The 21,577-nt window shown below is 67.4% G+C and carries 23 protein-coding genes; 8 read left to right on the top strand and 15 right to left on the bottom strand.

What is annotated here, in order from left to right:
- Positions 1-2: 2 nt before the first annotated feature.
- Complete coding sequence (locus RM532_RS05015; protein ID WP_311652071.1) at positions 3-272, bottom strand: acyl-CoA-binding protein; 270 nt, start codon at positions 270-272, stop codon at positions 3-5.
- Between the two features lie 36 nt (positions 273-308).
- A complete protein-coding gene (locus tag RM532_RS05010; RefSeq protein ID WP_311652070.1) occupies positions 309-800 on the bottom strand; it encodes a dihydrofolate reductase in 492 nt (163 codons plus the stop codon).
- A 137-nt stretch (positions 801-937) separates the two neighbouring features.
- Between RM532_RS05010 and RM532_RS05005 the strand changes: the two genes are divergently transcribed.
- The 5 genes from RM532_RS05005 (at position 938) to RM532_RS04985 (ending at position 6,161) form a co-directional block, all read left to right on the top strand.
- Positions 938-2,419, top strand: a complete 1,482-nt coding sequence (locus tag RM532_RS05005; RefSeq protein ID WP_311652069.1) for an FAD-linked oxidase C-terminal domain-containing protein — start codon at positions 938-940, stop codon at positions 2,417-2,419.
- Positions 2,416-3,474, top strand: a complete 1,059-nt coding sequence (gene glcE, locus RM532_RS05000; protein ID WP_311652068.1) for a glycolate oxidase subunit GlcE — start codon at positions 2,416-2,418, stop codon at positions 3,472-3,474. Before RM532_RS05005 ends, glcE begins: the two co-directional genes overlap by 4 nt.
- Before the next feature lie 93 nt (positions 3,475-3,567).
- Positions 3,568-4,452 carry a glycosyltransferase family 2 protein gene (locus tag RM532_RS04995; RefSeq protein WP_311652067.1) on the top strand — a complete coding sequence of 295 codons (885 nt, stop codon included), beginning with the start codon at positions 3,568-3,570 and terminating at the stop codon, positions 4,450-4,452.
- 19 nt (positions 4,453-4,471) lie between these two features.
- Positions 4,472-5,683, top strand: coding sequence for a glycolate oxidase subunit GlcF (glcF, locus tag RM532_RS04990; protein ID WP_311652066.1), 1,212 nt, complete (start codon positions 4,472-4,474; stop codon positions 5,681-5,683).
- Positions 5,676-6,161: a DUF6231 family protein gene (locus tag RM532_RS04985; RefSeq protein ID WP_311652065.1), complete on the top strand. Its 486-nt coding sequence runs from the start codon at positions 5,676-5,678 to the stop codon at positions 6,159-6,161. Before glcF ends, RM532_RS04985 begins: the two co-directional genes overlap by 8 nt.
- Before the next feature lie 233 nt (positions 6,162-6,394).
- Here RM532_RS04985 and RM532_RS04980 read toward each other — a convergent pair whose 3' ends face one another.
- From RM532_RS04980 to RM532_RS04950, 7 genes are read right to left on the bottom strand one after another with little or no spacing between them, the layout of a single operon-like run.
- The gene (locus RM532_RS04980; protein ID WP_311652064.1) at positions 6,395-6,583 is read right to left on the bottom strand and encodes a hypothetical protein; all 189 of its coding nucleotides are present in this window, start codon (positions 6,581-6,583) and stop codon (positions 6,395-6,397) included.
- The gene (locus RM532_RS04975; protein WP_311652063.1) at positions 6,580-6,933 is read right to left on the bottom strand and encodes a DUF488 domain-containing protein; all 354 of its coding nucleotides are present in this window, start codon (positions 6,931-6,933) and stop codon (positions 6,580-6,582) included. The genes RM532_RS04980 and RM532_RS04975 overlap by 4 nt, the downstream gene beginning before the upstream one ends.
- Positions 6,930-7,841, bottom strand: coding sequence for a tRNA glutamyl-Q(34) synthetase GluQRS (gene gluQRS / locus RM532_RS04970; RefSeq protein WP_311652062.1), 912 nt, complete (start codon positions 7,839-7,841; stop codon positions 6,930-6,932). Before gluQRS ends, RM532_RS04975 begins: the two co-directional genes overlap by 4 nt.
- A 3-nt stretch (positions 7,842-7,844) precedes the next feature.
- Positions 7,845-8,147 (bottom strand): heme-degrading protein HmuQ, encoded by a 303-nt coding sequence (gene hmuQ / locus RM532_RS04965; RefSeq protein ID WP_311659560.1) that lies wholly within the window; start codon positions 8,145-8,147, stop codon positions 7,845-7,847.
- Between the two features lie 44 nt (positions 8,148-8,191).
- Positions 8,192-12,097: an ATP-dependent RNA helicase HrpA gene (hrpA, locus tag RM532_RS04960; RefSeq protein ID WP_311652060.1), complete on the bottom strand. Its 3,906-nt coding sequence runs from the start codon at positions 12,095-12,097 to the stop codon at positions 8,192-8,194.
- Positions 12,098-12,138: 41 nt separating this feature from the next.
- Positions 12,139-12,564 carry a PIN domain-containing protein gene (locus RM532_RS04955; protein WP_311652059.1) on the bottom strand — a complete coding sequence of 142 codons (426 nt, stop codon included), beginning with the start codon at positions 12,562-12,564 and terminating at the stop codon, positions 12,139-12,141.
- Entirely contained in the window at positions 12,554-12,778 is a 225-nt protein-coding gene (locus tag RM532_RS04950) for a hypothetical protein (protein WP_311652058.1), read from the bottom strand. Before RM532_RS04950 ends, RM532_RS04955 begins: the two co-directional genes overlap by 11 nt.
- A 107-nt stretch (positions 12,779-12,885) precedes the next feature.
- Between RM532_RS04950 and betA the strand changes: the two genes are divergently transcribed.
- On the top strand, positions 12,886-14,577 hold the full coding sequence (gene betA / locus RM532_RS04945) for a choline dehydrogenase (RefSeq protein WP_311652057.1): 1,692 nt from the start codon (positions 12,886-12,888) through the stop codon (positions 14,575-14,577).
- A gap of 10 nt (positions 14,578-14,587) precedes the next feature.
- On the opposite strand, the gene RM532_RS04940 is transcribed toward betA, so the two are convergent.
- Complete coding sequence (locus tag RM532_RS04940) at positions 14,588-14,908, bottom strand: muconolactone Delta-isomerase family protein (protein WP_311652056.1); 321 nt, start codon at positions 14,906-14,908, stop codon at positions 14,588-14,590.
- A 49-nt stretch (positions 14,909-14,957) separates the two neighbouring features.
- Between RM532_RS04940 and RM532_RS04935 the strand changes: the two genes are divergently transcribed.
- Positions 14,958-15,629, top strand: a complete 672-nt coding sequence (locus RM532_RS04935) for a PP2C family protein-serine/threonine phosphatase (protein WP_311652055.1) — start codon at positions 14,958-14,960, stop codon at positions 15,627-15,629.
- On the opposite strand, the gene RM532_RS04930 is transcribed toward RM532_RS04935, so the two are convergent.
- The gene (locus tag RM532_RS04930; RefSeq protein ID WP_311652054.1) at positions 15,623-17,410 is read right to left on the bottom strand and encodes an AsmA family protein; all 1,788 of its coding nucleotides are present in this window, start codon (positions 17,408-17,410) and stop codon (positions 15,623-15,625) included. The genes RM532_RS04935 and RM532_RS04930 overlap by 7 nt on opposite strands.
- Before the next feature lie 125 nt (positions 17,411-17,535).
- On the opposite strand from RM532_RS04930, the gene RM532_RS04925 reads away from it, so the two are divergent.
- Entirely contained in the window at positions 17,536-18,120 is a 585-nt protein-coding gene (locus RM532_RS04925) for a gamma-glutamylcyclotransferase (protein ID WP_311652053.1), read from the top strand.
- Here the strand turns inward: RM532_RS04925 and RM532_RS04920 are convergent.
- From RM532_RS04920 to RM532_RS04905, 4 genes are read right to left on the bottom strand one after another with little or no spacing between them, the layout of a single operon-like run.
- Positions 18,104-18,844, bottom strand: coding sequence for an SDR family NAD(P)-dependent oxidoreductase (locus RM532_RS04920; RefSeq protein ID WP_311652052.1), 741 nt, complete (start codon positions 18,842-18,844; stop codon positions 18,104-18,106). The two genes, RM532_RS04925 and RM532_RS04920, sit on opposite strands and share 17 nt — an antisense overlap.
- Before the next feature lie 48 nt (positions 18,845-18,892).
- Positions 18,893-19,687 carry a thymidylate synthase gene (locus RM532_RS04915; RefSeq protein WP_311652051.1) on the bottom strand — a complete coding sequence of 265 codons (795 nt, stop codon included), beginning with the start codon at positions 19,685-19,687 and terminating at the stop codon, positions 18,893-18,895.
- Positions 19,687-20,487 carry a prolipoprotein diacylglyceryl transferase gene (gene lgt, locus RM532_RS04910; protein WP_311652216.1) on the bottom strand — a complete coding sequence of 267 codons (801 nt, stop codon included), beginning with the start codon at positions 20,485-20,487 and terminating at the stop codon, positions 19,687-19,689. The genes RM532_RS04915 and lgt overlap by 1 nt, the downstream gene beginning before the upstream one ends.
- Positions 20,488-20,544: 57 nt before the next feature.
- A complete protein-coding gene (locus RM532_RS04905) occupies positions 20,545-21,543 on the bottom strand; it encodes a Vgb family protein (RefSeq protein ID WP_311652050.1) in 999 nt (332 codons plus the stop codon).
- Positions 21,544-21,577 lie beyond the last annotated feature (34 nt).

The raw sequence follows: 21,577 nt of genomic DNA, 5'->3' as shown, positions 1-21,577 counted from the left end.
GTTCAACCGCGCTCGGCATCCAGCAGCTGGCCGACCTTTGCCACGTAGGCCTGCATTGCGGACTCGGCATCCGTGCCTTTGAGCCTGGCCCAGGCGTCGTACTTGGCGCGGCCCTTGAAGTCGGTGATGCCCGGGCGCTTGCCCGCGACGTCACCGGCGGTGGCCTGTTTGTAGTGGGCGTAAAGCGCCAGCAGGTCCTCGTTGCTGGGCCGCTTGGTCAGGGTCTCAACGTCCTTCTGTGCCTGTTCGAACTCCGCTTTCACATCGGCCATGGCGGGTGACTCCTTGTAGTTGGCGGGCGCCGACAGCTACCGGCGCCGCAGATCCAGAAATCGGCAGGCTACGGGGTTGCGGTCATCCGCAGCCTGGTAGTCGTCGGCAACGGTCTCCCAGGCATCCGGGTCCAGCGCGGGAAACCAGGTGTCACCAGGATATGTACCGTCGATGCGGGTGATCAGCAGCCGGTCGGCCCGGGGCAGCGCCAGGCCGTAGACCTGCGCCCCGCCGATCACCATCAGCTCGGCTGCCCCCTCGCCCGCGGCCAGAGCGATGCCGGCCTCGAGGTCGCCCACCCGGCGCACCCCGTCGGCCCGGAAATCGGCCCGGCGTGTAAGCACCAGGTTGTCACGATCCGGCAACGGACGGCCGATGGACTCGAACGTGCGGCGCCCCATCAGAATGGGCTTGCCGGTGGTGTGCTGGCGGAAATGGCGCAGATCACGGGGCAGATGCCAAGGCATGCCGCCCTCATGGCCGATCACGCCGTTGTTGTCCATGGCCACGATCAGGGAAATCCGCACGGGTACTCCTTCGCCGGTGACGCGCGCAGTCTAACCGAGGCGGTGTGGATGCGGGATCGGGCCGCAGACGGCTAGACTGAGCGCCGATATCGCAAGCCGGCCGCGAATACTGCGGCCGGCCGCAACGAGATGACGCCATGGCTGTTGCTCAATCGGACATCGCCGATCACAAGTCGGGGCTGGTGCGCGACCTGCAGGCGATCCTGCCCGCCGAGTCGGTCCTGCACCGCACCGAGGATCTGGCCCCCTTCGAGTGCGACGGGCTCTCGGCCTACCGGCAGTTGCCGATGATCGTGGTGCTGCCGGATACCGTCGACCAGGTACAGTCGGTGATGCGCCTGTGCAGCGACAGGCGCGTGCCGATCGTTGCCCGCGGCGCCGGCACCGGCCTGTCGGGCGGCGCCCTGCCGCTGGACAACGGGGTGCTGCTGTCGCTGGCGCGGTTCAACCGGATTCTGGACATCGACGCCGACAACCGCTGTGCCCGACTGCAGCCGGGGGTACGCAACCTCGCCATCTCCGAGACCGCGGCGCCGTACGGGCTGTACTACGCACCCGATCCTTCGTCCCAGATCGCCTGTTCCATCGGCGGCAACGTGGCGGAGAACTCCGGCGGCGTGCACTGCCTGAAATACGGGCTGACGGTGCATAATCTGCTGGAACTCAAGATGGTGACGGTGGATGGCGAACTGCTGACCATCGGCAACCGGGCGCTGGATGCCCCGGGCTACGATTTCCTGGCGCTGATGACCGGCTCGGAAGGCATGCTGGGGGTGATCGTCGAAGTCACCGTCAAGCTGCTGCCCAGCCCCGAATCCGCCCGGGTGATCCTGGCCGCCTTCGACGATGTCGAGCGGGCCGGCGAGGCGGTTGCGGCGATCATCGGCGCCGGCATCATCCCCGCCGGTCTGGAGATGATGGACGGTCCCGCCATCCGCGCAGTGGAGGATTTCGTCCATGCCGGCTATCCCACCGATGCCGCGGCCATTCTGCTGTGCGAGGTCGATGGCACCGAGGCCGAGGTGGCGGAACACATCGAGGCGGTCACCGCGGTGGTCGAGCGCGAGGGCGCCACCGACGTACGGGTATCCCGCGACGATGCCGAGCGGGCCCTGTTCTGGTCCGGACGCAAGGCGGCCTTCCCGGCCATGGGCCGCATCGCCCCTGATTACTACTGCATGGACGGCACCATCCCGCGCCGGCATCTGGCGCGGGTGCTCAAGGGCATCTACGCCCTGTCCGAGGAATACGGCCAGGGCGTGGCCAACGTATTCCACGCCGGCGACGGCAACCTGCATCCGCTGATTCTCTACGATGCCAACAACCCCGGCGAGCTGGAACGCACCGAGGCCTACGGCGGGAAGATCCTAGAGCTGTGCCTGGAAGTGGGCGGCACCATCACCGGCGAACACGGCGTCGGCGTGGAAAAGATCGGCCACATGTGCCTGCAGTTCAACGACGCCGAACGGGATCAGTTCCACGCCATCAAGGCGGCCTTCGACCCGCATGGCCTGCTCAACCCCGGCAAGGCCGTGCCCACGCTCCACCGCTGCGCCGAATTCGGCGCCATGCACGTACACAACGGCGAACTGCCGCACCCGGAACTGGAGCGACTGTGACCGGCACCGAGGACCTCATCTCGGCCTTGCGCGAGCGCATTGCCGCCGCCCACGACCGCGGCACGCCGCTGGCCATCCGTGGCGGCGGGACCAAGGCCTTTCTGGGACATCGGGTGGAAGGCGCGTTCCTGGACGTCAGCGCGCTGACCGGCATCGTGGACTATCAGCCCGGCGAACTGGTGATCACCGCCCGCGCGGGAACCCGGCTGGCCGAGCTCGAAACGGTGCTGGCGGAACACAACCAGATGCTTCCGTTCGAACCGCCACACTTCGGCGCCGACGCCACCCTGGGCGGCACCATCGCCGCCGGGCTGTCCGGCCCGCGCCGCCCCTGGGCGGGAGCCGCTCGCGATCTGGTGCTGGGCACCCGTGTGATCAACGGCCGGGGCGAACTGCTGCATTTCGGCGGCGACGTGATGAAGAACGTGGCCGGCTACGATGTGTCGCGGCTGATGGCCGGGGCCCACGGAACGCTCGGCGTGCTGATCAGCGTGAGCCTGAAGGTGTTGCCCCGACCCGCCGCGGAAATCACCGTCGTCCAGCAACTGGACGCCACCGCAGCAATCCGGCGAATGAACGAGCTGGCCGCCAAACCCTGGCCACTGTCGGGCGCGTACTGGGAGGCCGGTGCGTTGTATCTGCGCCTGTCCGGCGCCGAGCGTGCCGTGGATGCCGCCTGCGATGCGATCGGCGGTGAAGCCGATGATGATCCCGAGCGCTGGACGCGCATCCGCGAGCTGCAGACGCCGCTGACCGCCGACACCGACCGGCTGTGGCGGCTTTCGGTGCCGCCCGCCGCCCCGCTGGCCGACCTGCCCGGCCAATGGGCCCTGGACTGGGGCGGGGCCCAGCGCTGGCTGGTCACCGACGCGGACGCCAATGACATACGCACCGCGGCCGAGCGGGCCGGTGGCCACGCTACCCTGTTCCGCGGTGACGGCGATGCCCGCTTTCATCCGCTGCCGGAAGCAATGCTGGAGCTGCACCGGCGGGTCAGGAAATCCATGGATCCGGCCGGCATTCTCAATCCGGGCCGGCTTTACGCCGAACTCTGACGGCTCGGTTCGACGGTTTGTGATGCGAGGCCGGGAGACGGTCGGCCCTGATACCCGACCTGCCGGCAGATTTCCGGACGAGACTGCGAAGCCATGGCGACACGAATCTCGCTCGTGACCACGACGCTCAACGCCGAGACCTACCTGGCGGATTGCCTCGCGTCCATCGCCAGCCAGCGCTACCCGAATCTTGAACACATCGTCATTGATGCCGGTTCAACCGACCGCACGACGGATATCCTGGAGACTCACGCCGATCAGATATCCGAACACCGGGTGGTGCCCGGCATCGGCATGTATGCCGGTCTCAAACTCGGCTTTTCGATGTCCACCGGTGATGTCATGGGCTGGATCAATGCCGATGACGTGCTGCATCCCGGCGCCCTGAGCCTGCTCGATCTGCTCTTTGCCCAGAACCGGCAGGTCAGCTGGGTAACCGGGCGCCCCTGTCTGATCGACGACGAGAATCGCGCATTCGCCATTCCCGAGCACCGGTACCGCTCGCGCCGTCGGTTTCTGGCGGGCGATCGCCACTGGATCCAGCAGGAAAGCACCTTCTGGCGACGCGACTTATGGGAGCGGGTCGGCGGCCTGGATGAGACACTCGACTACGCGGGGGACTTCGACCTCTGGTTCCGCTTCTACCAGCAGGATCGCCTGTTCCTGCTCGATTGCCTGCTCGGAGCTTTCCGGGTTCACCAGCAGGGCCAGCTTTCGCAGCAGCATGCCAGGGAGTATCAACGGGAAGTCGATCAGGTTTACGGCCATTTCCGAAAGGCGCAATCGCGCTCGGCCAGAGCGGCATCGGCATCGCTGGCCATGCTCGACAGCCTTATCCGGACGCGCGCGCACCGACATCCCGGCCAATGTACCGCCGTGTTGCAGGCACTTGGCCTGACCGAGACGATATGCTTTGCACCGCTGCTGCAATTTGATCCGGTCAGACAGATTTTCCATACCAGCGATCGCTGGATGTAACCGGGATACTGTTAGCTTCATGCAGACATCCATTCTTGCAGACATTCTGTCGACGCCGGACGGCCAGGAGGCCGACCGCATCCTGCGCGCCTGCACCCATTGCGGCTTCTGTACCGCCACCTGTCCCACCTATCAGCTGCTGGGCGACGAACGCGACAGCCCGAGGGGCCGCATCTACCTGATCAAGCAGGTGCTGGAAGGCGCCGAGCCGACCCGGGCGACCCAGACCCATCTGGATCGCTGCCTCACCTGCCGGGCCTGCGAAACCACCTGCCCCTCCGGGGTGGAATACGGGCGGCTGGCCGACATCGGCCGTGACCTGGTGGATCGGCAGGTACGCCGTGGCCCGGCCGAGCGCTTCATGCGCTGGGGGCTGCGGCGGTTCATGGCGTATCGACGTCGCTTTGCGCTGCTGCTGGCAATCGGCCGTCTCGCGCGACCATTGATGCCCACCGTCCTCAAGGCCAAGATCCCCCCGCGCCAGACCGCGGGAAACTGGCCGGACACGGCTGGCGCAACGCGAACCATGCTGGTACTCGACGGCTGCGTGCAGCCGGCTACTGCCCCGCGCACCAACGCCGCGGCGGCCCGGGTACTAGCCCGCCTGGGCATTCGGCTGGTGCGTGTTTCCGAAGCCGGCTGTTGCGGTGCCCTCCCCCAGCATCTGAGTGCCCGTGACGAGGCCCTGGCCTTCGCCCGGCGCAACGTTGATGCCTGGTGGCCATACATCGAGGCCGGGGCGGAGGCAATCGTGGTGACAGCCAGTGGCTGCGGCGCACAGCTGGCGGAGTACGCCCACCTGCTGCGCAACGATCCCGACTACGCCGACAAGGCGGTGCGGATCACCGAACTGGTCCGTGATCTGGGCGATATCCTGGCAGACGAGGACCTGACGGGATTTCGGCATCTCGGTGCCGGTCAGCCGGTCGCCTACCACCCGCCCTGCACGCTGCAAAATGCGCCCGGGCTGCAGGACCGTGTGGCCGGCGTACTCAAGGCCGCGGGATTCACGCTGACACCAATCCGGGACAAGCATATCTGCTGCGGATCGGCCGGCACCTACTCGATCCTGCAACCGACGATGGCCAACCAGCTTCGCGACGACAAGCTGACCAACCTTCAGGCCGGCCAGCCGGCGGTCATCGTCACCGCCAACATCGGCTGCCAGCTGCATCTGGCCACCGCTGCCGCGGTACCGGTGCGCCACTGGATCGAGCTGCTGGATGGCTGACGACGCGCCGCCGACCGACCTGCTCGACTACCTCGCCGACAGTCTGGGCGACCCGCCCCCGCGCCGCATTCTGCTCGTCGCCGAGGACGACGCGGCACTGACGTCGCGCATCCGTGAACGGGTGCCCGACGCCAACTGCCTGATACTGCCGCCAGGTGATATGGACGATGCCCACGTGGGAGAACAGGCATTCGAACTGGGAATCGTCGCCGACCTGGTGGAGAGCCGACCGGCCCGCACCGCCGCCCAGGCCCTGGGCCGGCTGCGTGACATCTACACCCACCGGTTCTGGCTGATCGTCAACCCGACCGCCGCCTGGACCAACGCCGACCTCATCGGCTACGGCCTCAAGCGGGCCGGGCGCTTCGGGGACTGGCGGCTCTACCGGTTCAACATCCACGACTACAAGGACGTCCCGGATTGGCTAAACAGCCGCTACTGGGCCAATCCGGAGCGGTGGGGGCAGGAGCGCTGGTAGGTGGCAGCCCAGGCATAACGTATGTGTCGCCACCTCGGTCGCGAAGCCGGTTGCAGGATCGAGTAGGTGCCGGCCGATCCGCAGCAGATATGCTTGTCCCGGATTCGCCGATCCCGATCTAAACTGCTTGCGTTTGATCTATTCCGGACCCGGACAGGCGCCATGAATGGCGCCCTACAGCGGATGCCCTTGTAGGGCCGCTTTCAAGCGGCCGGTCGTCAACGGTTGCCGGCTCAACCATCGTCGGCTTCCGCCGTCAGCGCCTTCACCGACAACCGCCGAATCGCACTGATCGCCGCCTCCCAGCAACCTTCATGACACAGACCGGCCATGGCGGCGTCCTCGTAGCCCTGTATCGCCGCCTCGATGCAGGCCTCGCGCACGCGTTCAGCCAGGGCGGCTGCATTATCGGGTTCGGTCATTGCCTTGCCTCCAGGAATTCCGCGAGCACCCGCGCATGGTTGTGTTGTTCGTTCCGGGCGGCGTAGAGCAGGGTCAATCGGTCGTCGCGGGCTACCTCGACCAGGGGGCACAGCGTAGCCGCATCCATGGCCGCCAGTTCGTCGCGATACGCGGTGCGGAAGGCCTCCCACCGCTCGGGCTTGTGGCCGAACCAGCGTCGCAGTTCGGGTGATGGGGCCACGTCACGGCACCATTCGTCCAGTTCGGCCCGCTGCTTGGACAGGCCGCGCGGCCACAGGCGGTCGACCAGAACCCGGCGGCCATCGTCGGCCGAGGAAGATGCATAAACACGTTTGATCCGGATGCTCATGAGGCGTGGGCAGTCTCGGCGGTTGGCGATAGCTGGTGCGGGATATTCTTGATCTGCCAGTTTGCCTTAGCCCAGGCCAGCACCGTATCGACATCCGCCGCGGCCAGATCCGCGGGCGGTGACTGGCCCAGTCGATCCAGCGCGGCCAGCAGGCCGGGCACGGGCCGCGACGGATCGATCGCCGCGGCGCCCTCGCTTTTGCTGAACTTGCGGCCGTCGGCATGGGCGATCAGCGGCACGTGCCAGTAATCCGGCACCGGCAGACCGAGGGCCTGCTGCAGCAGGATCTGTCTTGGTGTCGAGGTCAGCAGGTCCGCGCCCCGTACCACCTCGGTCACGCCCTGGGCGGCATCGTCCACCACCACCGCAAGCTGGTAGGCGAACTGTCCGTCGGCCCGGCGCACCACGAAATCGCCGACGTCCTTGGCCGGATTCTGCGCAATCGCACCCTGAATGCCGTCCTGGAATGCCAGATCGCCTTCGGTGGTGCGAAACCGAACCGAACGCGGCGACCGCCCGGCCGGCAACCCGTCGCGGCAGGTGCCCGGATACACCGGCCCTTCGATGCCGGCCGGGCCGGTCTGCGCTTCCCGCCGGGTGCAGCCACAATCGAACACCCGGCCCGATTCGCGCAGCTGATCAAGGGCCGCCTGATAGGCGTCAAGGCGGCGGCTCTGGTAGAGCACCGGGCCGTCCCAGGTCAGGCCGAAGGCCTCCAGGGTGCGCAGGATGTCGTCGGCCGCGCCCGGCACTTCCCGGTCGCGGTCGATATCGTCCATGCGCAGCACCCAGCGGGTGCCGCGGCTGCGGGCGTGAACAAAGCTGGCCACCGCGGCCAGCAGCGAGCCCGCATGCAGCGGGCCGCTGGGCGACGGCGCGTAACGCCCGACCGGTTCGGTGTCGGTCATCGATCAGAGAACGACGTCGAAGCCCTCGAACTGGGGCGGGCCGAGGTACATCCCCTTGGTGTCACCCGCCCCGGCGTGGGCCTTGCGGAAGGCCTCCGATTTCGTCCAGGCCTCGAACGCCTCGCGTGACTCCCAGATCGAGTGCGAGGCGAACAGGGTATGGTCCTCGTGCGACGGCCCCCGCAGCAGCTGGAATTCGCGAAAACCCGGCACGCCTTCCAGATGGCTGTCGCGGGCGCGCCAGACTTCCTCGAAATCGGCCTCGCGGCCCGGGGCAACGCGGAATCGGTTCATGGCGATGAACAAGGCACTCTCCATTGGTCGGAATCAATGGTCATTCTGACCGCCGATCAGCAGTTTTCCAAAACCGCGTCGAGCCGTTTCGGCGATACCTTGACCGCCGTACCCAGCGGCTGGGCGAATACCTGCACCCGGTATTCCTCGATCATCCAGCGCAGGTCGATCAGGTTGTCGGGACGCTCGCCGCGCCGGGCCGCGTGCGCCGCCCGCTGCTTGTAGGCAATCCAGTAGGGGCTAATCTGGCGCAGGCGCTCACGATCGGCCCCGCTGCCCGCCTCGCGCAGCTTGTCCAGGCGCTGTTCCAGGGCGGCCAGGTAACGGTCCAGATGGCGCGGATCGGGCATGTGGCTGATAAAACCCAGGTGGATCAGGTGCGCCAGTTGATCCTGCATGTCCTCGACGCAGGGCATGGCATCGAGGCTCAACCCCCGTGACAGGCGCCGGCGCAACTGCGCGTAACGCGTCAGTGCCGGCGACAGGCGGTCCCAGAGCGCCACCGCATCGCTGATGATCGCGCCGCGCACCGTCTCCGACAGGACTTCGAACCCGGCGGCATCGCGCGGGGCCTCATCCACCCGCGCTCCGATCACCGCCTGCAGCAGATCAGCCAACAACGGCCCTTCCGGATCGGCATCCAGCGACGCCAAAATGCCGCTATCGGCCAGCGCGGTATCAGGCGACGGCGGCAGCGGCTGGGTCGCCTGCTGCTTGAAACCGGTGAGCTCGCGCTTGAGAAATCTGGCCGGCTTGCGCGCGGCCAGCCGCAGAAGCCGGATCACGCCGCGGCGGTGCTCGCGTTCGGCCCCGGCAGGATCATCGAGCAGCACCAAGTCCACATGCTCGCCCCGGTCGACCAGCGCCGGCACCGCGCGCAGAGTGACGCCGCCATGATCCAGTTCCACGAACCCGGGCAGATCGGTATCCGGCCATTCGGTTAGTTCCCGCCGTTCGATACCGTGATCCGGGCGGGACTGGACCGCCTCGCGCGCCCGCTCACCCAGCCGCTGGCGCAGGGCATGCAGATCCCGGCCGCTGTCCAGCACCCGGCCCTGCTCGTCGATCACCTCGAAGCGCATCTGCAGATGCCGGCTCGGTGAAAAGCCCTGCCAGGCATCCGCTGGAATGGCGCTGCCGGTCATGGCCCGAACCGCCTCGCGCAGCCGATCCCGCAGGCTGCCCGAGGCGAAATCCAGCCGCTCGGCGGCGGCCCGGGCGAATTCCGGTACCGGCACCACCTGGCGGCGCTGGGCCTTGGGCAGGGCCTTGAAGTACTCGCGGATCTTCTCCTCCAGCAGACCCGGCACCAGCCAGTCCGCCCGCTCGTCGGGAAACTGGTTGATCATCGGCAGCGGCAGCCGCGCGGTGACACCGTCATCCGGGTCCCCCGGCTCGAAGCGGTAGACCAGGCCGATGGGCACGTCGCCCAGACGCAGCACCTCGGGAAACGCGTCGGCCGGCAGATCCAGCCCCGCGTGGCGCAACAGGCTGTCCTCGTCGAAGCGCAGCGCGGCATCGCCATGGTCGTTGATCCAGGCCATCAGCGACTTGCGGTCGCAGACCGCGGCCGGCAACACTTCGTCGTAGAACGCAGCCTGGGTGGTTTCGTCCACCAGCAGATCGCGACGGCGAAAGCGGGCCTCGCGATCGGCGATATCGGTCACCAGTGTCTGGTTGTGGGCCAGGAACTCGGGCAACCGGTTGCGATTGTCGGTCACGGCAAAGGCGACCAGCCCGTCGCGGATGAATATCTCGCGGGCCGCGGCCCGGTCGATGCGGCCGTAGTCCACCTTGCGGCCGTCGGCCAGGGTCAGGCCGAACAGTTTCACCCGCTCGCGCCCCGCCACATGCCCGCGCCGCTTGGCCCAGTGCGGCTCGTAATGCTCGCACTGCACCAGGTGGGCGGCGGCCTGCTCGATCCAGGCCGGCTCCACCATTGCCACGTGGTGGGCGTACAACCGGCTGGTCTCGATCAGTTCGCCGGCCACCAGCCACTTGGGGTTGCGGCCGGCCAGTGCGGACCCGGGGAAGATGCGGAAGCGCCGTCCGCGGGCGCCCAGATACTCGCCCCGCTCGTCGAGCTGCCCGACGTGATCCGGCAGGCCGGCCAGCAGCGCCGAATGCAGGGCGTTGTAGTCGCTGTCGGCCAGCTTTGTGGCCAGCCGCTGATTGGGCAGGCCGATGTCGCTGCCGATGCGGCGCAGCTGGCGGACCAGGTCCTCCCACTCGCGCAGGCGCATGAAGTTGAGGAAATGCTCGCGGCACCACTTGCGCAACTGGTTACCGGAGCGTTCTCGCTTGATCGCGGCGAAGGCATCCCAGACCCGGAGCAGGCCGATGAAATCGGACCGGTTGTCGGTGAACGGCTTGTGCGCCTCGTCCGCCGCCTGCCGGGCCTCGGCCGGGCGCTCGCGCGGATCCTGGATGGTCAGCCCCGCGGCCAGCACCCGCAGGGCCGGCAACACCCCCTGATCGTGGCCAGCCAGCAGCATGCGGCCGATGCGGGGATCCAGCGGCAGCCGGGCCAGTCGCCGACCCAGCTTCGTGATCCTATGCCCATCCTTGCCGCGCGTCAGCGCCTCCAGTTGCTGCAACAGGTTGCGGCCGTCCTGGATATGGCGGCGTTCGGGCGGGTCGACGAAGGGAAAGTCCTCGATATCCCCCAGCCGCAGATCGGCCATGGTCAGCAGCACGCTGGCCAGATTGGTGCGGCGGATTTCCGGGTCGGTAAAGGCCGGGCGATTGTCGTAGTCGTCTTCGGCGAACAGCCGAATGCAGATGCCCGGCGCCACCCGCCCGCAGCGGCCGGCCCGCTGGTCGCAACTGGCCCGGGCGACCGGCTCGATCGGCAGCCGCTGCACCTTGGCGGCGGTGGAATAGCGGCTGATGCGGGCCAGCCCGGTGTCGACCACGTAGCGGATGCCCGGCACGGTCAACGAGGTTTCGGCCACATTGGTGGCCAGCACCACGCGGAAACCGTTGCTGGAGGCGAAGATGCGATTCTGAGCCGAGCGGGTCAGGCGGGCGTAAAGCGGCACGATTTCGGCACCGGCGAATTTCGAGCCCGCCAGCGCTTTCGCCAGATGTCGTTCCGTGTCCCGGATATCGCGCTCGCCGGGCAGGAACACCAGGATGTCGCCGGGGCCTTCCCGCCAGAGTTCGCGCACCGCGGCCTCCACGGCTTCGGGCTGATCGGTGCCCTCGTCCGGCGGGCGGTAGCGCACCGTCACCGGGTAGCTTCGACCCTCGACATCGATGACCGGCGCATCATTGAAGAACGCCGAAAAGCGTCCCGGATCGATGGTAGCCGAGGTGACGATCAGCTTCAGATCGGGCCGTTTCGGCAGCAGCCGCTTGAGGTAGCCCAGCAGGAAATCGACGTTGAGTGTGCGCTCGTGGGCCTCGTCAATGACGATGGCCTCGTAGCGGTTGAGGAACCGGTCCCGCGCGGTCTCGGCCAGCAGGATGCCGTCGGTCATCAGCTTGACCTGGGTAGCCTCGCCCACGCTCTGCTCGAACCGCGTCTGGAAACCCACCAGCCCGCCCAGCGGCACCGCGACCTCGTCGGCGATGCGCTGGGCCACGCTGCGGGCCGCCAGGCGGCGCGGTTGGGTGTGGCCGATCAGCCCGCGCGCCCCCAGTCCGGCCTGCATCAGGATCTTGGGCAACTGGGTGGTCTTGCCGGAACCGGTGGCGCCGCAGACCACCACTACCTGATGATCACGCACCGCCGACGCAATTTCCTCGGCGCGGGTCGATACCGGGAGTTCCGCGACCAAGTCGATGGCCGGCCGAGCCGCCAGGCGGTCGCGGGTTTTTGCCGCGCTCGCTGCCACCTCGGTTTCCAGCGCCCGGCGCTTGTCCGACGATCGCGCACTCTGTAGCTGACTGAGCAGGCGGTGGCGATCGCGGGTTTGTAGCTCTTCCAGCGGCGACCCGCGGTCGTTATGTGCGCTCATGACGCCGCGTGAACCGCGGTGCTGGTCGTGTTGCGATTCACTCAAGTGCCGGAAAACGGATTTTCGATCACGAGATCACCGATCCGCTGGCCGTGCTGCATATCCTCGGTGAGCAGGCGCCGGCAACCAGCCTCGCGCGCGGCGGCTATGATCAGGCTGTCGTAGAAGCTGTAGCCGTAACGCGGCTGTAATTCGACCGCGTCGCGATAAAGACCGGGCGACGGCATGACATGCCAAAGCGGTGCCAGCACGGTGTTGAGAAACCGACCTGCATCAGTCGGCGTTGCCGGCGTGGCGAGTTTGGTCAGGATGATATTCAGCGTTTCCTGAACCACCTGAAAACTGATTACGCCGGACCCTTCGGCCAGCGCCCCGTCTACCACCGCTGACGCACGATCCCGCTTGCGCTGGTCCTTGTCATCGAACAAATAGACCAGCACGTTCGAATCCAGAAAATCAGCGCTCATTCATTTCCTCGCGGGTGAACCTGCGCCCGTCGGTGCGCAGCTTTCCCCGCAATTCGTCCAGCACCGCCCGGGCTTCCTGCAATTGCTGATCACGTCGGGCGTAATCGGCCAGCCAGCGGCGAAACTCGGCGTTGAGGGTGGTGTGCTCGGCGCGGGCACGCGCCCGGGCCGCCTCGATCAGCGCATTATCCGCACTCAGCGTAATGTTCTTCATCACTTCACACTGTTTTCGTGTACACGAGAATAGTGTACACAACTCTGCTGCCTGGTTGTCATGGTCGGATTGTTAACCTGTCGCGGTTTGCTAAAGCGCCGCCGCTCATGACCGATACCCAGACTTTCGACTACCTCATCGTCGGCGCCGGCTCGGCCGGCTGCGTGCTGGCCGACCGACTGAGCGCGGACGGCCGCTTCTCGGTCTGCCTGCTGGAGTTCGGCGGCAGCGACCGCTCCCCGCTGATCCGGATGCCCGCGGCGCTGTCCATTCCCATGGGCATGAAGCGCTACGACTGGGGGCTGTACAGCGAGCCCGAGCCGGGCCTCAACGGCCGGCGCCTGCACCATGCCCGCGGCAAGGTGGTCGGCGGCTCGTCGTCGATCAACGGCATGGCCTGGGTGCGCGGCAGCGCCGGGGATTTCGACGACTGGGCCGCGCGGGGCGCCACCGGCTGGGACTACGCCCACGTGCTGCCCTATTTCCGGCGCGCGGAGGACTGCCTGTACGGTGCCGATGACTACCGGGCCACCGGCGGGCCGGTCGGCGTGTGCAACGGCAACGGCATGGCCAACCCGCTCTACCGGGCCTTCATCGAGGCCGGGGCCCAGGCCGGCTACGGACACACGACCGATTACAACGGCCACCGCCAGGAGGGCTTCGGGCGCATGGACATGTCGGTGCGCGACGGCGAGCGCTGCTCTACCGCCCGCGCCTATCTCGAACCGGCCCGGCGACGGCCCAATCTGCAGGTCATCCGGCACGCCCTGGCCGAGCGAATCCTGCTGGATGGCCATCGCGCCACCGGCCTGGTCTACCGACGCGGCGGCCGCTCGCATCGGCTGCAGGCCCGGCGGGAGGTAATCCTCGCGGCCAGCGCATTCAATTCGCCCAAACTGCTGATGCTCTCGGGCATCGGCCCGGCGGCCCACCTGCGCGAGCACGGCATCGAGGTGGTCCACGACCTGCCCGGCGTAGGCGCCAATCTGCAGGATCATCTGGAAATCTGGGTGCAGCACACCTGCCGGCGGCCGATCAGCCTGAATGGCCGCCTCGGCGCGCTCAGCAAGCTCGGCATCGGGGCCCGCTGGCTGTTACGCCGCGACGGCCTTGGCGCCAGTAACCAGTTCGAGGCCAACGGCTACATCCGCAGCCGGGCGGGTCTGCGCTACCCGGACATCCAGTTCCACTTCCTGCCCGGCGCCATCGCCTACGACGGTTCCAGCGCCGCGCCCGGTCACGGCTTCCAGGCCCACCTGGGGCCGAACAAGCCGGACAGCCGCGGCCACGTCCGCCTTCGGCCCACGGACCCGCAAAGTGCGCCGGTGCTGACCTTCAACTACCTGCAGGAGGACGCCGACCGCGAGGCGTTCCGCACCGGCCTGCGCCTGACGCGGGAAATCTTCGCCCAGCCCGCCCTGGACGACTATCGGGGCGAGGAGCTGTCACCGGGACCGGCGGTTACCACCGACGACGAGATCGACGCCTGGGTGGCCGAGCATGCGGAAACCGCCTATCACCCCTGCAGCACCTGTCGCATGGGCACCGATGACCTGGCCGTGGTCGATCCGGCCTGCCGCGTGCACGGCATCGGCAATCTGCGGGTGGTGGATTCCTCGATCATGCCGCGCCTGACCTGCGGCAACATCAACGCGCCCACCATCATGCTGGCCGAAAAGGCAGCCGACGCGATTCTGGGGCGGCCGCCGCTGGCCCCGACGGACGTCCCGGTCCACGAGCCACCGGCCTGGCAGACACGCCAGCGGACGTCGACACCCAAGCGCCCACTAGCGGATTAAGCTCGGCAGGTCAGCCGGCGTTATGCGCCTTCATCTGCTTCGACCATGCCGCATAGTCGGTCAACGGCAGCCACTCCATGTCCACGACGGTATGGCCGGCCGAGTCGCGCCAGACGGGCAGCTGATGGATCAGCTCGTCGAGATGCTCGGCCGAGTCCACGGCAATCACGCCGACCACCTCGTACTGACCGGCCACCTTGTAGACCCACTTGATCACGCCCGCATCGCGAGCGCCCATCACCGCCTCGGTTTCCGCGATCCAGACGTCGAAGAACTCGGCCAGCGACATCGACTCCGGCTTGACCAGCTGCACACGAAAGAAAACGTCCATAACCTCTCCCTGTTTGCCGAAGCCCCCGGCGTGCCCCGAGACTAGCACCATGGACATTCATGGTGACCAGATCCAGGGCGCTCGCCGCCAGCAGGAAGACAGCCTGGCGTGGACGAGCCTGGGCGACTTTCAGCTTGCGGTGGTGGCCGATGGCATGGGTGGTCACCCCGGTGGGGATGTGGCCAGCAACGCAGCCATCGACAGCTTCGTGGATTACCTGCGCGCCACGTCCGCCGAACGCTGGCAACAACCGCCTGCTGTCCTGGAAGCGGCTCTGCGGGCCGCCGACGCGCGCCTGCACGTGATCGAGCGTGACGACCCCGCCCTCGCCGGACTGGGCACCACGCTGGCGGCACTGCTGTTCGCCCCCGATGCCGTCTACCGGGCCAGCGTGGGCGACAGCCTGATCTACCGCCTGGACGGCGACAGGCTTGCCCGGGTCAACGAAGTCCATGGCGACGGGCCCATGGTATCCAGCTGCCTGGGACCGGCACTTACCCGTGTTGACGTTGCCCAACTGCCGCCGGCCAAGGCACCGCACCCACGTTATCTGATTGCCAGCGACGGCATAGAGACCCTGCCCGAATCCGCACTGGCCGAGGCAATAGGCACGGCGGTCAGCGCCCGGGCGGCGGTTACCGACCTGCTGACCCGGATTGACAGCACCAACGCGGTAGCTCAGGACAATGTCACCGTGGTCGCGGCCCTGCCCGACTACTGACCGAACAGGCCGTCGAAGAGGTCGCGCGCCTTGTCACCGGCCCGTTCCAGTATCCCGGGTTTCGCTGACTCGCTGGCGCCGTCCGCCAGCACCACGCCACAGGGATCATCCGTGGCAAAGGTGCGATCGAATGCCCCTTCCGCGATCAGCGACAACCCGCCCGTGGTGATAGCCGCGCCGACACGGCCGGCCGCCTGCAGCTTGGCGGTCAGGTCGCCGGAGGTGGGGCGCGGTCTGGTGAGGGTACCGCCGATGGAAAAGCCGCCGGCCAGCGTGCCCAAATTCACCCCGATGCCGCTGCGCGCGGTGGGCTTGACCCGGATGGCCACCGCCTCGGAGGCCAGGTCGATCACCGCGTTACCCAGAACGTTGACCTTGTCGGTCTGCATGGCAATGGCCTTCTCCCCCTGCGCCACGCCGTCCTTGATCGCCAGCTTCAGAGCCGCACACACCAGATCGGTACGGGCCTCCTCGTCGGCCAACGGGTTGATCTGCTGCAGCACCGAAAACACCACATCGGCGCCGATGACATTGGTGGCGTTATTGCCCAGCGTGCCCCGGCCCACCGACAGCTGCAGATCCCCGTTGAAGTTGCCGGCCACCGCCGCCGGGCTGCTCCCGGCGCCCTCCCCCTGCAACCGGAAATCACTGGGGGCCGCGTCGATGAGATCGGCATCAGCCAGGGCCGGCAGTTCGCCCGGCCGGAAATCCGCCAGTTGCACGCCGAGGGCCAGTACCGGCGGGGAGGGGTTGGCGTCCAGGCCCAGCGTCGCCTCGAGCTGCCCGCCGGCAAGCTGCGCCCGGATCGGGTCGATGCGCAGCTTTCCGGCATCCAGGGCCAGCGTGGTTTCGAGGTCTTCCAGCACCAGGCCGTTACTGATGACGCGACCGGCGGTGACATCAATATCGGCGTCCAGCGCCTGCAGTGGGGCCAGGGGCATCGGCGTATCCGAGATCAGGCGGTCTTCACCGGACTTGGCGGCCTCGCCCTGGAACGGCCGCAGATCGAACTGGTCCGAGGTCAGCTCACCGGTCAGCCGCGGACGCTCGCCGCCCCGCACCAGCCGTCCGGAGCCGCTGAGATCGGACTCCCCCAGCCGCCAGTCGAATGCGTGAACCCGGTACTCGGCATCGGTGTCCCGCAGGCGCTGCCAGGCATCCATTCGGGCGTCGATCTGAAGCGCCCGCTCGCGGTAGCGGCCTTCCAGTTCGAGCGTCATCGGCCGGTTGGCGCCGGGCGCCTGCAATGTCAGACGGGACACCGTGGCCTGCTCGGCCTCGGTCCGCTCATCCGGCCGATAAACAACCTGGGCATCGCGCAGGGTGACAGTCCGGGGGAAACCTACCGTCCAACCGCTCTCGTCATCTCCCTCGGCGGCATCCGCTGGCGAGCGGCCCAGTTGCCAGTTGGCGCCATGTTCGGAATGACGTGCCAGACGGACTTGCGCGCCGGTCACGGTGACGTCGCGCAGATCGATCGTGCCGCTGAGCAGGGGCAACAGCGCCACGCCGATGTCGATGCGCTCCGCAGCAATCAGCGGCCCATTATCAGCCCAGTCCGCATTCGCCAGCGACACCGACGCCGCCGACAACGCCGGCGGCCAGCCGCGATCCAGGCGCAGGTCGCCCCCGATCCGGAAATCACGCCCGATGGCTTCGGACACCGCCGTTTCCAGCGCAGCCCGGTGCTGGCCCACGTTGTAGAAAAGCCAGATGCCGACCAACGCCAGGAGCAGCAGTCCCGGCAGCCCGAAACCCGCCACCAACAGCCATCTGCGCACGTGCATCTCCCGATCCGGCCCCGAAAACCATTGTGGCACGGCTGCCCGAGGGACCGGCGGCCGCGTAGAATGACGATCCGCAATCCGCTCACGACACCGCACGCAACCGGCGGTCGCCAGCAGCCATGTCCTTCAACACGATCGAGCACAACCGCCGTCAGAATCACCTGACGGGCCGCGACGAGGTGTGGCTGTTCGGGTATGGCTCGCTGATCTACAAGGCGGATTTCGCCTTCCTGGAACACCGGCCGGCCACCATCGAGGGCTGGGCGCGACGCTTCTGGCAGGGCTCGCATGATCACCGCGGCACGCCGGACGCGCCCGGCCGCGTGGTCACGCTGATTGAGGCGGCCGGCGAGACTTGCGGCGGCATGGCCTATCGGGTCGCCCCCGGCGTATTCGAGCATCTGGATCACCGGGAGAAGAACGGCTATCTGCGGCTGGTCACGCCGCTGACCTTTGCGGACGGTGCCACCGCCGAAGGGCTGGTCTACATCGCGGGACCGGATAATGCCGCCTTCCTGGGGCACGCGCCCGACAACGAGATCGCGACGCACATCCGCCACGCGGCCGGGCCCAGCGGCCGCAACCGGGACTATCTTTTACAGCTGGATGAGGCGCTGCGGGAACTGGGTTTCGATGACCCGCACGTGCGCACCGTGGCGGACGAACTACGAGCGCAGGAGTCCGCCGCTAGTACGGCTCCTTGAACGGCCGAAGATCGATTTCCTGAGTCCAGGCCGACGGGTGCTGACAATGCAGGTGCCAGTAGGTGTCGGCAATGGCGTCGACATCAAGCAGTCCGCCCTCGCCCTTGGCCTCGGCCAGCGCCGGCACGAACTTGCGCACCCGCTCGCCGTCCACCCCGCCGTCAATCAGGACATGCGCGACGTGGATGCCCTGCGGGCCGTACTCGCGGGCCATGCTCTGGCTGAGCATGCGTAACCCCGCCTTGGCGGCGGCGAAGTGGGCAAATCCCGGCTTGCCCCGCAGACTGCCCGACGCGCCGGTGAAGATCACCGTGCCGCGCCCCAGCGGCACCAGCCGGCGGGCCGCCTCGCGGCCAACCAGGAAGCCGCCAAAACAGCCCACCCGCCAGAAATCCTCGAACTGGGCCGCAGTGAGCTCGCGGAAGTCGATGATAGCGTTGTTGCCGGTGTTCGAGACCACCACATCCGCCGGGGCGTGGTCCGCGGTGTCCGCCATTGCGCGATCGAACAGGGCGATCACGTCCGCTTCCACCGTCACATCGGTGGGCACCGCCTCGGCACTGTTCCCGGCGGCCCGGATAGTCGCCACCACCTGGTCGATCTTGGCCGGTGTACGGCCGGCCACGAACACGTGATACCCCTCGGCGGCAAAGCGTCGGCACACCGCGGCGCCGATGCCCTGTTCCGCGCCGACGCCAACAACAATGGCACTGGGACGAGTCATGAGCATGCTCCCTGGTTCCGGGCAGGACGAAACGCCCGCCGCCTGTCGTCAGACGGCAATGGGCGCCTTGATGGCCGGGTGGCTTTCGTAGCCCGCCACCCGGATATCGTCGAACGTGAATGCGAACAGGTCGGTCACGTCCGGATTGAGTTCCAGCTGCGGCAGCGGCAGCGGTTCGCGGGTGAGCTGCTCGTCGGCCTGCTCGAGATGATTCGAGTAGAGGTGCGCATCGCCGAAGGTATGCACGAAATCGCCCACACCCAGGCCGGATACCTGCGCCACCATGTGGGTCAGCAATGCATACGAGGCGATGTTGAACGGCACGCCCAGGAAGATATCCGCGCTGCGCTGGTAGAGCTGGCAGGACAGCCGGCCGTCGGCCACGTAGAACTGGAACAGCGTGTGGCAGGGCGGCAGCGCCATGTGGTCCACCTCCGCCGGGTTCCAGGCCGAGACGATGTGGCGGCGGGAATCCGGATTCTCGCGGATCGACCGCAGCACGTTGGCCAGCTGGTCGATGGCGCCGCCGTCCGGCGCCGGCCAGGACCGCCACTGGTAGCCGTAGACCGGGCCCAGGTCGCCGTTCTCGTCGGCCCATTCGTCCCAGATCGAAACGTTATTGGCCTTGAGATAGCCGGTGTTGGTATCGCCGGCAATGAACCACAGCAGTTCGTGAATGATCGCGCGCAGATGCAGCTTCTTGGTGGTCACCATCGGAAAGCCGTCATTCAGGTCGAAGCGCATCTGCCAGCCGAACACCGAGCGGGTGCCGGTGCCCGTGCGGTCGTTCTTGTCCACCCCGTGCTCGCGCACGTGGCGCATCAGCTCGAGGTACTGACGCATCAGTTGCGCACTCCCTGCTGATTCACCCCGCGATGCGCCAGCGCCAGCAACAGCAGGCCGCCGGCGATCATCGGCAGGCACAGCAGCTGTCCCATGGTCATCCAGTCGAAGGCAATGAAACCGAGATGGGCGTCCGGCTGGCGGAAGAACTCGGCGGTAAACCGCAGCGCGCCGTAGCCGATGAGAAAGAACCCGGATACCACCATCCGGCGGCGCGGCCGGCGCGCCACGAACCACAGCAGCGCCAGCAGCACGATGCCTTCCAGCGCCGCTTGGTAGAGCTGCGAGGGGTGGCGTGCGAGCGCGTCGACCTGCGGATAGATCATCGCCCAGGGCACATCCGTCGGCCGGCCAACCAGCTCGGCATTGATGAAGTTGGCAATGCGGCCGAAGAACAGACCGATCGGGATCACCGGGGCCACGAAGTCGGTCACGTCGAAGAACTGGCGGCCGGTCTTACGGGCGAACCATGCGGCCGCCGCGAACACCCCGAGCATGCCGCCGTGGAAGGACATGCCGCCCTCCCAGATCAGGAACAGCTGCAGCGGGTCGCTAAGCAGCAGTTGCGGCTGGTAGAACAGCATGTAGCCGACGCGCCCGCCGACCACCACGCCCAGCACGACGTAGAAGAGGAAGTCGCCCACCTCGTCGCGGTCCCAGTGGACGTGGGCCGCCCGCGTGCGCCACACGGCCACGCCCCAGCCGACGAGAAACGACAGCAGGTACATCAGGCCGTACCAGTGCACGGCCAGCGGCCCGAGACTGATGGCGACCGGATCGAATTGCGGGTGCACGAACATCGCCGCGGAGTTTAGCAGGCACATCTGGCCGCCGGGCGGTGGCCGGCGCCCGGCCGGTCATTCGCCGATGCGCGCCACCCCGATGGTATTGGCGTCGGTGCCGAACCAGATGGCGTCGCGCTCGGCGTCATACACCATATGCCGCACGGCGCCACCGCCGCTGGGAATCGGCTCGTTGGCCACGTAATCCGATACCGCCGGATCGAACGCCACCAGCCGGTTGGGATTGACCCCGGTTTCCACGAACCACAGCCGTCCCTCGCCATCCATGGTCATGCCGTAGGGAAGCGCCTGCTTGCCGCCGGGCGCTGCCCATTCCGTGAACTTCCCGGATGGCGGGTCGAGCCGGCCCAAATAGCCGCCCAGGTAGTCCACGTACCAGATGGCGCCGTCGTCGGCGATCGCCAGCCGGCGCGGCCGGGCATCGTCGCGCTGGATCTCGTACTCGCGCACCTTCAGGGCGCCGGGCTCCAGCCGCGCCAGCTTGCGGGTGCCAAACTGCGTGAACCACAGCATGCCGCTGGGTGCGATGCGCAGCCCGTACGGCCGCGCCCGCTCGGTGGGCAGCTTGATCACGTCGAATTCGCTGCGGTCCGGATTCAGCCGCCCGATGGCGTTGTAGCCCTGCATGGTGAACCACAGGTCGTCATCGGGCCCGAACTGTTGAGTGTGCGGATCCCCATTGCCGCCGGGCAGCCGGAACGTCTCCTGATCACCGCTTGCCGGATCGACCCGGATGATGCGGGCGTTGCGGTTGCCCGCCACGTAAAGCTTGCCGTCGGGCCCGGTAATGACGTTGTGCGGCCCGGTGCCACGGGCCAGATCAAAGCGCTGGAACTCGCCCGATTCGGGATCCAGCCGGGCGATGTAATCCCCGGTCTGTCCGACGAACCAGATGCGGCCATCCGTCGCCACCGTCGGGTCGCGCGGCCGGGTATCCTCCCAGGGCACGGTCCATTCCTTGATCGACACGGCGATTTTCGCCTGGGCCTCGGCCAGTGCCAGCGGCGCGTTGGCCACCAGACCCAGCGCGATCAGCAATCGAATCACGGGCATGCCGCACTCCATGAAAATGCATCCTGTCGCCATC

The sequence above is a fragment of the Spectribacter hydrogenoxidans genome (genome assembly GCF_031846275.1).
In the GTDB taxonomy this organism is placed as follows: Bacteria; Pseudomonadota; Gammaproteobacteria; order Nevskiales; family Salinisphaeraceae; genus Spectribacter; species Spectribacter hydrogenoxidans.
This window is presented reverse-complemented; position numbering and strand designations above follow the sequence as displayed.